Origin of the sequence: Paraburkholderia antibiotica, assembly GCF_012927125.1 — a bacterium.
GTDB classification, from domain to species: Bacteria; Pseudomonadota; Gammaproteobacteria; order Burkholderiales; family Burkholderiaceae; genus Paraburkholderia; species Paraburkholderia antibiotica.
In genome coordinates this window covers 210,594-223,361 of record NZ_JABBFZ010000007.1, presented here as the reverse complement: position 1 = coordinate 223,361, position 12,768 = coordinate 210,594, and the positions used below count along the sequence as shown (strand labels likewise).

At 62.1% G+C, this 12,768-nt stretch carries 10 protein-coding genes; all 10 read left to right on the top strand.

Going from position 1 to position 12,768, the window contains the following annotated elements:
* Positions 1-23 precede the first annotated feature (23 nt).
* The 10 genes from HHL14_RS15020 (at position 24) to HHL14_RS14975 (ending at position 12,754) form a co-directional block, all read left to right on the top strand.
* Entirely contained in the window at positions 24-908 is an 885-nt protein-coding gene (locus tag HHL14_RS15020; RefSeq protein ID WP_169498400.1) for a branched-chain amino acid ABC transporter permease, read from the top strand.
* Positions 908-1,879, top strand: coding sequence for a branched-chain amino acid ABC transporter permease (locus tag HHL14_RS15015; protein WP_169498447.1), 972 nt, complete (start codon positions 908-910; stop codon positions 1,877-1,879). The genes HHL14_RS15020 and HHL14_RS15015 overlap by 1 nt, the downstream gene beginning before the upstream one ends.
* Before the next feature lie 543 nt (positions 1,880-2,422).
* Positions 2,423-3,589, top strand: coding sequence for an ABC transporter substrate-binding protein (locus HHL14_RS15010; protein WP_169498399.1), 1,167 nt, complete (start codon positions 2,423-2,425; stop codon positions 3,587-3,589).
* A 463-nt stretch (positions 3,590-4,052) separates the two neighbouring features.
* Positions 4,053-5,213, top strand: a complete 1,161-nt coding sequence (locus HHL14_RS15005; RefSeq protein WP_169498398.1) for an ABC transporter substrate-binding protein — start codon at positions 4,053-4,055, stop codon at positions 5,211-5,213.
* A 231-nt stretch (positions 5,214-5,444) separates the two neighbouring features.
* Positions 5,445-6,500: a branched-chain amino acid ABC transporter permease gene (locus HHL14_RS15000; RefSeq protein ID WP_169498397.1), complete on the top strand. Its 1,056-nt coding sequence runs from the start codon at positions 5,445-5,447 to the stop codon at positions 6,498-6,500.
* Between the two features lie 4 nt (positions 6,501-6,504).
* Complete coding sequence (locus tag HHL14_RS14995) at positions 6,505-8,289, top strand: branched-chain amino acid ABC transporter ATP-binding protein/permease (protein WP_169498396.1); 1,785 nt, start codon at positions 6,505-6,507, stop codon at positions 8,287-8,289.
* Positions 8,289-9,065: an ABC transporter ATP-binding protein gene (locus HHL14_RS14990; protein WP_169498395.1), complete on the top strand. Its 777-nt coding sequence runs from the start codon at positions 8,289-8,291 to the stop codon at positions 9,063-9,065. The genes HHL14_RS14995 and HHL14_RS14990 overlap by 1 nt, the downstream gene beginning before the upstream one ends.
* Positions 9,066-9,251: 186 nt before the next feature.
* Positions 9,252-11,210, top strand: a complete 1,959-nt coding sequence (gene mnmG, locus HHL14_RS14985) for a tRNA uridine-5-carboxymethylaminomethyl(34) synthesis enzyme MnmG (RefSeq protein ID WP_169498394.1) — start codon at positions 9,252-9,254, stop codon at positions 11,208-11,210.
* Positions 11,207-11,887: a 16S rRNA (guanine(527)-N(7))-methyltransferase RsmG gene (rsmG, locus tag HHL14_RS14980; protein WP_169498393.1), complete on the top strand. Its 681-nt coding sequence runs from the start codon at positions 11,207-11,209 to the stop codon at positions 11,885-11,887. The genes mnmG and rsmG overlap by 4 nt, the downstream gene beginning before the upstream one ends.
* 75 nt (positions 11,888-11,962) lie before the next feature.
* Positions 11,963-12,754, top strand: coding sequence for a ParA family protein (locus HHL14_RS14975; protein WP_169498392.1), 792 nt, complete (start codon positions 11,963-11,965; stop codon positions 12,752-12,754).
* Positions 12,755-12,768 lie beyond the last annotated feature (14 nt).

Below are 12,768 nucleotides of genomic sequence, written 5' to 3'. Positions count from 1 at the left end.
CGCTTGAAGGGCGAAGGGCTTCAATGGACATCTTTGGCGTTCCGCTACCGGCGATGCTGAGCCAGCTTCTGCTCGGGCTCGTGAACGGCTCGTTCTACGCGATTCTGAGCCTTGGGCTGGCGATCATTTTCGGCCTGCTCAACGTGATCAACTTCGCGCATGGCGCGCTGTTCATGCTCGGCGCGATGCTCGCGTGGATGGGGCTGTCGTATTTCAATCTGCCGTACTGGGTGATGCTGGTACTTGCGCCGCTGATCGTGGGCGTGTTCGGCATTGTGATCGAGCGCTCGATGCTGCGCTGGCTCTACAAGCTCGATCACCTGTACGGGCTGCTGCTGACGTTCGGTCTCACGCTCGTGATCGAAGGCGTGTTCCATTCGATCTACGGTTCGTCGGGCCAGCCGTACGACGTGCCCTCGGCGCTCTCGGGCGCGACCAACCTCGGCTTCATGTTCCTGCCGAACTATCGGGCGTGGGTCGTGGTGGCGTCGCTCGTCGTGTGTTTCGCGACGTGGTTCGTGATCGAGAAGACGCGGCTCGGCGCGTATCTGCGCGCGGGCACCGAGAACCCGAAGCTCGTCGAGGCGTTCGGCGTCAACGTGCCGCTGATGATCACGCTGACCTACGGCTTCGGCGTCGCGCTCGCGGCGTTCGCCGGCGTGCTCGCCGCGCCGGTGATCCAGGTGTCGCCGCTGATGGGCCAGCCGATGATCATCACCGTGTTCGCGGTGGTCGTGATTGGCGGGATGGGCTCGATCATGGGTTCGATTCTCACCGGCCTGCTGCTCGGCGTGATCGAAGGGCTCACGCGTGTGTATTACCCGGAAGCGTCGGCGACGGTCGTCTTCGTGATCATGGCGCTGGTGCTGCTCGTGCGTCCGGCGGGTCTTTTCGGCAGGGAAAAATGATGCAGAGAAAAGTGCTCTACGGACTGCTGCTGGTCGTCCTGCTCGCGGTGCCGGTGCTCGGCATCTATCCGCTCTTCGTGATGAAGGTCCTGTGCTTCGCGCTGTTCGCGGCCGCCTTCAATCTGCTGATCGGCTACACCGGGCTCCTGTCGTTCGGTCATGCGATGTTTCTGGCGTCGGCCGGCTACGTGACCGGCTACGCGATGCAGACGCTCGGCTTCCCGCCCGAGCTCGGCGTGCTGAGCGGCACCGCGGCGGCGACGCTGCTCGGGCTCGTGGTCGGCTTCTTCGCGATCCGCCGCCAGGGCATCTACTTCTCGATGGTGACGCTCGCGCTCGCGCAGATGGTCTACTTCGTGTTCCTGCAGGCGCCGTTCACGCATGGCGAGGACGGCCTGCAGGGCGTGCCGCGCGGCAAGCTGTTCGGGCTCGTCAATCTGTCTTCGGATGTCACGCTGTATTTCGTCGTGCTCGCGGTGGTCGTCGCCGCGTTCCTGTTGATCGTGCGCATCGTGCATTCGCCGTTCGGCCAGGTGCTGGTCGCGATCAAGGAGAACGAGCCGCGCGCGATCTCGCTCGGCTACGACACCGATCGCTTCAAGCTGCTCGCGTTCATTCTGTCGGCGGGGGTCGCGGGGTTGGCGGGCTCGCTGAAGGTGCTGGTGCAGGGCTTCGAGACGTTGAGCGACGCGTACTGGACCATGTCCGGTCTGGTGATCCTGATGACGCTGGTGGGCGGTATGGGCACGCTGTTCGGGCCGTTGCTCGGCGCCGCGCTGATCGTGTCGCTCGAAGACCGGCTCGGCGATATCGGCGGGGCGCTGGCGTCGATCACCGGGGTCGACTGGTTCCGTTCGCTCGGCGAGTCGGTGACGATCGTCACGGGGCTGATTTTCATCGCGTGCGTGCTGGCGTTCCGGCGCGGCATCGTTGGCGAAATCGTCGCGCGGGTGCGGCCTTTGCGGGCGTGATATCGCGCCTTGCAAACGGCCAGTTGATGCAGTGCGATATCGAATCGATTCAGAATCCGATTTAATCTGCCGCAAGCTGGAAATGCGATGGGTCGGGCACTCCGTTGAGCTATGGCAAACTGGATGCCGAAAATCAACTGAACGTGCCCTAATTCGGTGCGGCAGTGCACCACTAGGGTAATTGCTAGTTGTGACGGCTTATGCGGTCGTTTAATCTTCATGCAGTTCTGATGCACCACGAATTTGCAGGTGGAGAACGAGGAGACAATTGAGGCACTCAGTGCCCAGACGAAAGCGCTGTTGGATTGATATCCAACAGCGCTTTTTATTTGTGCTTTCGAAATAAATCGACGAAACAATCTGGCTAATTTCGTAGCTATTTTTTATTCGTCCGATAACGCTGTTTTTAAACGTCACAAGCCTGCAAAATGCTTGCAGCGCGGCGCTTGCCTCCGCTAAACTCGCTATTCGCCGACCACTGAGTCGGTATTTAAATCTGCGGATTTAAATTCAATTGAATAACGGGGTTAATAGAGGAGCAGAATGAAGTCGGCATTGCGTTGGATCAGCGCGGCATTGGTCGCCACCGGAGTTTCGGCCGCATGGAGCGGTCATGCGTTCGCGGACGTGAAAATCGGCGTCACCGTGTCGGCAACCGGGCCGGCCGCCTCGCTCGGCATCCCCGAAAAGAACACGATTGCGCTGCTGCCGAAGGAAGTGGCAGGCCAGAAAATCGACTACATCGTCCTCGACGACGCCACCGACTCCACCCAGGCGGTCAAGAACGCCCGCAAGCTCACCAGCGAAGACCACATCGACGCGCTGATCGGTTCGACCGTCGTGCCGAACTCGCTCGCGATGATCGACATCGCGGCCGAATCCTCCACGCCGATGATCTCGATGGCCGCGGCCGCCGGCATCGTCGAACCGATGGACGCGAAGCGCGCATGGGTCTTCAAGACGCCGCAGAACGACATCCTGATGGCTACCGCGATCGCGCAGCACATGGCGAATCACGGTGTGAAGACGGTCGCGTTCATCGGCTTTTCCGACGCATACGGCGAAAGCTGGTTCAGAGAATTCAGCAAGGCCGCCGACCTTGCGAAGATCAAGGTCGTCGCCAACGAGCGTTTCGCGCGCAACGATGCATCGGTCACGGGCCAGGTGCTGAAGATGATGTCGCAGAACCCGGACGCGGTGCTGATCGCCGGGGCAGGCACGCCGGCCGCGCTGCCGCAGAAGACGCTGAAGGAGCGCGGCTACAAGGGCAAGTACTATCAGACGCACGGCGTCGCCAACAACGACTTCCTGCGCGTGTGCGGCAAGGATTGCGAAGGCACGTGGCTGCCGGCCGGCCCGCTGCTGGTCGCCGATCAGCTGCCCGATGCGAATCCGGTGAAGAAGAGCGCGCTCGCGTACAAGCATGCATATGAAGCCGCGTACGGCGCGGGTTCGGTGTCGACGTTCGGTGGTCACGCATGGGATGCGGGTCTGCTGCTGCAGCACGCTATTCCGCTCGCGCTGAAGAAGGGGCAGCCGGGTACACCGGCCTTCCGCGAGGCGCTGCGCGCCGCGCTCGAAGGCACTAAAGACCTGCCGGCCTCGCACGGTATCTTCAACATGAGCGCGAACGACCACGCCGGTCTCGATCAACGCGCCCGCGTGATGGTGCAGATTGTCGACGGCAAGTGGAAGCTCGCCGGCGACTGAGTGAAGGCGCAGCGATACGGAACCCCAGCAAAAAAGACGCGTGCAGTCGACGCGTCTTTTTTATTGCCCGCGTCCCGCGTTTTTTCGTGTGTCTGTGTCTCGAAAAAGTGTGGCGTCGCTGCTTCAGGACAAACCCGCATTTTGGGTTCGTTCTATTGACCGTCGAAAATGCACAACGCAAACTACTAACATATTAGTGGTTTGAGAACGATCGAACGAAACAGGATCGCGGCACAGAAACCGCGACGCTTCGTGGCGCTTCATGTGATTCACGTGAAGGCCAATCCGCACCACGCGACAGGAGGGGTACCCAACAGAACCGCGAAGGTATTCGCATCCAGCAGGGAAAAGCAGGGAAAACCATGCTTGGCACATGCGTACCCGGACCGGATAAAGGATCAGACACCCGGCCCCTGAAGCCGGCTTATAGGTAGGCGTTTTTCAAGGCGTTTGGAGACTCGCAATGAAAAAGACAACGCAGTGGGTACGCACGGGCATCGCGATGGCGCTGATGTGCGGTGCGGGGGCGACGTTCGCACAGGTGAAGATCGGCGTCACACTGTCGACGACGGGGCCGGCCGCATCGCTCGGCATTCCGGAGAAGAACACGATCGCGTTGCTGCCGAAAGAGATCGGCGGCAAGACGGTGACGTACATCGTGCTCGACGACGGGTCGGATACGAGCAAGGCCGTGCAGAACACGCGCAAGCTGATCGACGAAGACCACGTCGACGCGATCATCGGTTCGACGGTCACACCGAACTCGCTCGCAATGCTCGATCCCGCCGCCGAAGGCAAGACGCCGGTGATCTCGCTGGCCGCATCGGCGGCGATCATCCAGCCGATGGATGCGAAGCGCGCGTGGGCGTTCAAGCCGCCGCAGAACGACAGCCTGATGGCCGACGCGATCGCCGACTACATGGCGCACCACGGCGTGAAGACGGTCGGCTTCATCGGCTTCTCGGATGCGTATGGCGATAGCTGGAACAATGTGTTCGCGGCATCGGCGAAGGCGCACAACCTGAAGATCGTGTCGAACGAGCGCTTTAACCGCACCGACGCATCGGTGACGGGGCAGGTGTTGAAGACGATGGGCGCGAATCCGGACGCGGTGCTGATCGCCGGCTCGGGCACGCCGTCGGCGCTGCCGGCCAAGACGCTGAAGGAGCGCGGCTACAAGGGCAAGATCTATCAGACGCACGGTGTCGCCAACAACGACTTCCTGCGCGTGTGCGGCAAGGACTGCGACGGCGAATTGCTGCCGGCCGGCCCGATCCTCGTCGTCGATCAACTGCCGGATTCGAACCCGGTGAAGAAGTCGTCGGAAGCCTATAAGAGCGCGTACGAGAAGGCCTACGGCGCGGGTTCGGTCGCGACCTTCGGCGGTCACGCATGGGATGCCGGCCAGATGCTGCAGGCCGCGATTCCGGTTGCGCTGAAGACGGCGCAGCCGGGCACGCCGGAGTTCCGCGTGGCGCTGCGCAGCGCGCTCGAAAACATCAAGGAACTGCCGGTGTCGCACGGCATCATGAACACCACCGCGACCGATCACAACGGGCTCGATCAGCGCGCCCGCGTGATCGTGCAGATCGTCGACGGCAAGTGGAAACTGCAGAACGATTAAAAACGACAAGCAAGACAACAAGCAGAATAACAAGCGGTACGCGCCTCTCGCGCAATCAGGCGGTGCATGACGCCGCCTTGCCATTGGGTTCGACGACAATGGCATCGACCGCCGCGTCGTGTCCCGGCGCGGCGGTTGTCTTTTCCGCATTGCAGGTCGATGGACGGCCACGCGCCGCGCCGTCGCGACTGTTTCCCGGTTTTCGATTTCGACGCTTCAGGACGAGGAAGTATGGATCTATCAATTGCGGCGATCCTCGCGCAGGACGGCATCACCACCGGCGCGATCTACGCGCTGCTCGCGCTTGCGCTGGTGCTGGTGTTCTCCGTGACGCGGGTGATCTTCATCCCGCAGGGGGAGTTTGTTTCGTACGGCGCGCTGACGCTCGCCGCACTGCAGACGCAGAAATTTCCGGCCACCTGCTGGCTGCTGATGGCGATGGGCGCGGCATGCTTCGTCGTCGAGACGGCGGCTGTGCTGCGGCATGCGGAGCGGCGTCGTTACGCGGCCCGCACGCTGCCGATGCTGGCAGGGAAGTACCTGCTGTTCCCGATCGCGGTCTACGCGCTCACGCGCGGCGTTTTCATGCAGCCGCTGCCGATGATCGTGCAGATCGCGCTGACGCTGCTGATCGTGATTCCGATGGGACCGTTCGTGTACCGGCTCGCGTATGAGCCGATCGCGGAGGCGACCACTCTGCTGTTGCTGATCGTCGCGGTCGCCGTGCACTTCGCGATGGTCGGCCTCGGGCTCGTGATGTTCGGCGCGGAAGGCTCGCGCACCAACGCGTTTTCCGACGCGACGTTCAACGTGGGCAGTCTGTCGATCTCCGGGCAGAGCCTGTGGGTGATCGGTACCGCGGTCGTGCTGATCGGCGCGCTGTATCTGTACTTCGATCGCTCGATTTCGGGCAAGGCCTTGCGTGCGACGTCGGTGAACCGGCTCGGCGCGCGCCTCGTCGGCATCGGCACGACGCAGGCGGGGCGCCTCGCGTTCACGCTTGCGGCCGGGCTCGGCGCGCTGTGCGGCATCCTCGTCGCGCCGCTCACCACGATCTACTACGACTCGGGTTTCCTGATCGGTCTGAAGGGCTTCGTCGGGGCGATCATCGGCGGTCTGGTCAGCTATCCGCTCGCGGCGGCCGGCTCGATTCTGGTTGGTCTGCTCGAATCGTATTCGTCGTTCTGGGCCAGTGCTTATAAGGAAGTGATCGTGTTCACGCTGATCATCCCGGTGCTGCTGTGGCGCAGTCTCGCGACCCCGCACGCCGAAGAGGAAGAGGAGTGATGCGATGAAACGGATCATGCAAAAGAAGTTCTTCTGGTTGTTCCTCGTGGTGCTGTTCGCGTTGCCGGTGCTGCCGCATCCGATCCATGTGCCCGAGTATTGGGTCACGCTGCTCAACTACATCGGCCTGTATTCGATCGTCGCGATCGGCCTCGTGCTGCTCACCGGTATCGGCGGGATGACGAGCTTCGGGCAGGCCGCGTTCGTCGGCATCGGTGCGTATGCGACCGCGTATCTGACGACGAGCTACGGCGTGTCGCCGTGGCTCGCGTTGATCGCGGGCGTGATCGTGACCGCGCTGGTCGCGCTGATGCTCGGCCTCGTGACGATGCGTTTGTCCGGCCACTTTCTGCCGCTCGGGACGATCGCGTGGGGGCTCGCGCTGTTCTACCTGTTCGGCAATCTCGAGATGCTCGGCAAGTACGACGGCATCAACGGGATTCCGGTACTGAATGTTTTCGGGATAAATCTCGAATCCGGGCGCCATATCTATTACCTGATCTGGCTGGTCGTGCTCGGCGCGGTCGTCTCTGTTCAGAATTTGCTTAATAGCCGACCGGGACGGGCGATTCGTGCGCTGCGCGGCGGCGGTCTGATGGCCGAGGCGATGGGCGTCAATACGGGCTGGATGCGCGTCGTGATTTTCGTCTATGCGGCGGTGCTGGCTTCAGTGTCGGGCTTTCTGTACGCGCATCTGCAACGCGCGGTGAATCCGACGCCGTTCGGCCTGAATCACGGCATCGAGTTTCTGTTCATGGCGGTAGTGGGCGGTGTGTCGCACGTGTGGGGCGCAGTGCTCGGCGCGGCGATCCTGACCGTGCTGCAGGACTATCTGCAGACCTTGCTGCCGAAGTTGCTCGGCGAGAACGGCAACTTCGAGGTGATCGTGTTCGGCATCATCATGGTGCTGCTGCTGCAGTACGCGCGGCAGGGCGTCTGGCCGTTCGTCGCGCGCTTTTTCCCGCGTGGTCCGCGCGCGCATCTCGCAGAGCATGCCGAGTCTCTGCCGCAGCGCAACAAGCCGCAGGCCGGCGAAGATCTGCTGACGGTGAACAAGGCACGCAAGCAGTTCGGCGGCCTGGTCGCGGTGAACGACGTGAGCTTCGAGGTGAAAGCAGGGCAGATCATCGGCCTGATCGGGCCAAACGGCGCCGGCAAGTCGACGACGTTCAACCTCGTCACCGGCGTGCTTCAGGCGACCAACGGCGAGATCACGTTCCGTGGCGAGCGTATCGATGCGCTGAGTTCACGTGAAATCGTCAAGCGCGGGATCGGCCGGACGTTCCAGCACGTCAAGCTGCTGCCGGGCATGACGGTGCTCGAGAACGTCGCGATCGGTGCGCATCTGCGTGGCCATGCGGGCGTGTGGCGCAGCATCGTGCGATTGAACAGCGCCGAAGAGGCGCGGCTGATGGCCGAAGCCGCCCGGCAGATTCGTCGCGTCGGACTGGAGCAGCACATGTACGACGAAGCCGGCAGTCTCGCGCTCGGGCAACAGCGGATTCTCGAAATCGCCCGCGCGCTGTGTTGCGATCCGACTCTGCTATTGCTCGACGAACCGGCAGCCGGTTTGCGTTATCAGGAGAAGCTGCAACTGGCGGATCTGCTGCGTCGGCTGAAGGCGGAAGGGATGAGCATCCTGCTGGTCGAGCACGATATGGATTTCGTGATGAATCTGACCGATCGACTCGTGGTGATGGAATTCGGTACGCGGATCGCCGAAGGTTTGCCGCAGGAGGTGCAGCAGGATCCGGCGGTGCTCGAAGCGTATCTGGGCGGGGTGGAGTGATGGACAACACGAAGACGACGGGCGTGGCCGCAGCTGCGCCGATTCTCGAGGTGAACGGCTTGTCGGTGCGCTACGGCAAGGTCGAGGCGCTGCACAACGCGGCGATCAAGGTGCGGGCAGGGCAGATCGTTTCGGTGATCGGTCCGAACGGCGCGGGCAAGTCGACGCTGCTCAACGCGATCATGGGCGCCTTGCCGACCACCGGCCATGCGAAGGGCGCGATCAGGTATCAGGGCGATGACGTTAGCGCGGTGCCGGTCGAAAAGCGGGTCGCGTTCGGCATGTGTCTGGTGCCTGAGAAGCGCGAGTTGTTCGCGTCGATGTCGGTCGAGGACAATCTGGTGCTCGGCGCTTATCGACGCAAGCGGGCAGGGGAGCGCAATTTTCTCGATCAGCTTGAGCCGGTGTTCGGGTTGTTCCCGCGATTGAAGGAGCGCCGTAAGCAGGCGGCCGGTACGTTGTCGGGCGGGGAGCGGCAGATGCTCGCGGTCGGCCGTGCACTGATGGGCAAGCCCGATCTGCTGATGCTCGACGAGCCGAGCCTGGGTCTGGCGCCGCTGATCGTGAAGGAAATCTTCCACATCATCAGCGCGCTGCGGCAGACAGGTGTCGCGACGCTGCTGATCGAGCAGAACGCACGCGCCGCGCTGCAAATTTCCGACTATGGCTATGTGCTTGAAACCGGTGAGTTAGCGCTGGAAGGGCCGGCGGCGGATCTCGCGCAGAATCCACGCGTGATCGAAACATATCTGGGGTTGGCCAAAAAAGTGGCGTAATTCTTTGTGCCGGCAGCACTTTTCTAGCTGGCCGTGGTCTTTAGAAGCGGTGTGTTTCACGTGAAACACACCGCTTTTTTTATTTATTAGCCATTCGGACGAATTCGGGCCAAAACCGAACCCGCTATAATTCGCCCATACATTCCTTTTGAAGGCTCACGCGACGATCTGGCGTGAGATCTCGCGATGCTTTTTCCCACAGAATTTGACGTAATCGTCGTTGGCGGCGGTCATGCCGGCACCGAAGCCGCTTTGGCCTCGGCGCGCATGGGCAGCAAAACGCTGCTCCTGACCCACAACATCGAAACCCTCGGGCAGATGAGCTGCAATCCGTCGATTGGCGGTATTGGCAAGGGCCATCTGGTCAAGGAAGTCGATGCACTCGGTGGTGCCATGGCTGCGGCCACCGATGAGAGCGGCATCCAGTTCCGCATCCTGAATTCGTCCAAAGGACCGGCGGTCCGTGCGACGCGCGCTCAGGCCGATCGGGTGCTGTACAAGGCGGCGATCCGTCATCGGCTCGAGAACCAGCCGAATCTTTGGCTGTTCCAGCAGGCCGTCGACGATCTGATGGTGGAGGGCGATCGCGTGGTCGGTGCCGTCACGCAGGTGGGCATCCGTTTCCGCTCGCGTGCTGTGGTGCTGACGGCCGGTACGTTCCTCGACGGCAAGATCCACGTGGGTCTGAACAACTACACCGGCGGTCGCGCAGGCGATCCGGCAGCGGTTTCGTTGTCCGCGCGCCTGAAGGAACTGAAGCTGCCGCAAGGGCGGCTGAAGACCGGGACGCCGCCGCGTATTGATGGTCGTACGATCGACTTCTCGCAGCTCGAAGAGCAACCCGGCGATCTGGATCCGGTGCCGGTTTTCTCGTTTCTTGGGCGTGTCGAGCAACATCCCCGGCAGATCCCGTGCTGGGTCACGCATACGAATGAGCGTACGCACGACATCATTCGCGGCGGTCTCGATCGTTCGCCGATGTACACGGGCGTCATCGAAGGGGTGGGGCCGCGCTACTGCCCGTCGATCGAGGACAAGATTCACCGCTTTGCGTCGAAGGAATCGCACCAGATTTACCTCGAACCGGAAGGGCTGACGACCAATGAGTTCTATCCGAACGGAATCTCGACGAGCCTGCCGTTCGACGTTCAGCTCCAACTGGTGCGCTCGATGCGTGGCCTCGAGCATGCGCACATCCTCCGGCCCGGCTATGCGATCGAATACGATTATTTCGATCCGCGCGGGCTGAAGGCATCGCTGGAAACCAAGGTGATCAGCGGTCTGTTCTTCGCTGGGCAGATCAACGGCACGACCGGGTATGAAGAGGCGGCCGCGCAAGGCCTGCTGGCCGGCATCAACGCGGGTCTGTTCGTGCAGGGCAAGGACGCATGGTGCCCGCGTCGCGATCAGGCCTATCTGGGCGTGCTGGTCGACGATCTGGTCACGCGTGGTGTGTCGGAGCCGTATCGGATGTTCACGAGCCGCGCCGAATATCGTCTGAGCCTGCGTGAAGATAACGCCGATATGCGTCTGACCGAGATCGGCCGCGAACTCGGCGTGGTCGACGATGCGCGTTGGGGCGCGTTTAGTCGCAAGCGGGAGGCTGTTTCACGTGAAACAGAGCGCCTGCGCACGACGTGGGTCAATCCTAAGACGTTATCGGCCGACGAAGCGACGGCCTTGCTCGGCAAGCCGATCGATCACGAGTACAGCCTCGCGGACCTGTTGCGCCGCCCGGGTGTCAGCTATGACGGCGTGTGCGGGCTGCGTGCCGGCGCCTGCGGTGCGCCGGAAGCGCTTGCCGAAGACCCGGTATTGCTCGCGCAGATCAAGGAGCAGATCGAGATCGGCGTCAAATATCAGGGCTATATCGACCGTCAGGCGGGTGAAATTGAGCGCAACGAGGCGCACGAGAACACGCGTTTGCCGGAAGGGCTGGACTACGCGGAAGTCCGTGGGCTGTCGTTCGAGGCGCGTCAGAAGCTGATGCAATTCCGGCCGGAAACGATCGGTCAGGCGTCGCGTATCTCGGGTATCACGCCGGCGGCGATTTCGCTGCTGATGGTTCATCTGAAGCGCGGCCTCGGTCGTCGTCCGTCGAAACCCGCCAAGCCCGCCGCTGACAGCACGCCGGTGGTGCAATGACGGCAGAGCAGAGGGGTATCGATCAGCAGGCGTTGGCGCCGCTGCTAGCGGACGGCATCCGTGAACTTGGGCTCGAATTGAGCGACGTGCAGCAGCACAAGCTGCTCGACTACGTCGCGCTACTCGCCAAGTGGAACAGCGTCTACAACCTGACGGCGATCCGCGATCCGCGGCAGATGCTGATTCAGCACATTCTCGATTCGCTATCGATCGTCCCGCATCTGGCGCCGCTCGGCCCGTCCTCGGTGCTCGACGTCGGTTCGGGCGGCGGCATGCCGGGTATCGTGCTGGCGATCGTGCTGCCTGAATGGACCGTCACGACGAACGACATCGTTCATAAAAAGACCGCGTTTCAGGCGCAGGTGAAGGCCCAGCTGGGGCTGACGAACCTGTCGGTTGTGACCGGTCGGGTCGAAACGCTGAAGCCCGGCGCCGAAGTACCGGCAAAGTTCGACGTAATCGTTTCGCGCGCATTCGCAGAGCTCTCGGATTTCGTTACACTGGCCCGTCATCTGGTTGCGGAGCAGGGTGCGATCTGGGCGATGAAGGGCGTGCGGCCGGACGGCGAGATCGAACGTTTGCCGGCGGGCGCCCACGTGGAACAGATCATTCGTCTGAACGTTCCTTCGCTCGATGCCGAGCGGCATCTGATCAAGGTACGGGTGGACGCCGAATGATGACATCTGCCACGATGGCCTTGTAACACCTCCACGATTTTCACTTCATCAAGCAGCAAAAGGGACACACCAACGATGGCAAAAATCTTCTGCGTTGCGAACCAGAAGGGTGGTGTCGGCAAGACGACCACCACAGTCAATCTGGCCGCAAGCCTGGCAGCGCAGGGACAGCGAGTCCTTCTCATCGATCTGGACCCGCAGGGCAACGCCACGATGGGCAGCGGTATCGACAAGGCCGAATGTGCGAACACGGTCTACGAAGTGTTGGTGGACAACGTGTCGGTGGCCAGTGCGCGCGTGCGGCCGGAGGCGGTCGGCTATGACGTGCTGCCCGCGAACCGCGAGCTCGCGGGTGCCGAGGTGGAACTCGTCAGCGTGCAGAATCGCGAGCGGCAACTGAAAACGGCGCTGGCAGCGGTCGAGAACGAATATGATTTCGTGCTGATCGATTGCCCACCGGCGCTCTCGCTGCTGACGCTCAATGGCTTGTGCTCTGCGCACGGTGTCGTGATTCCGATGCAGTGCGAGTACTTTGCTCTCGAAGGGCTGTCCGACCTTGTCAATACGATCAAGCAGGTCCACGCGAACATGAACCGTGACCTGAAGGTGATCGGTCTGCTGCGCGTGATGTTCGATCCGCGCATCACGCTGCAACAGCAGGTCTCGGATCAGTTGAAAGAGCATTTCGGCGACAAGGTGTTCGATGTGGTGATTCCGCGTAACGTGCGGCTTGCCGAGGCACCCAGTTACGGCTTGCCGGGTGTGGTGTTCGACCGGGCGTCGCGCGGTGCGCAGGCATACGTGCAGTTCGGCGCCGAAATGATTGAGCGGGTGCGCGCGCTGAACGACGCGCCCCAGGCATCCTAAGCGGATCGAGGAAG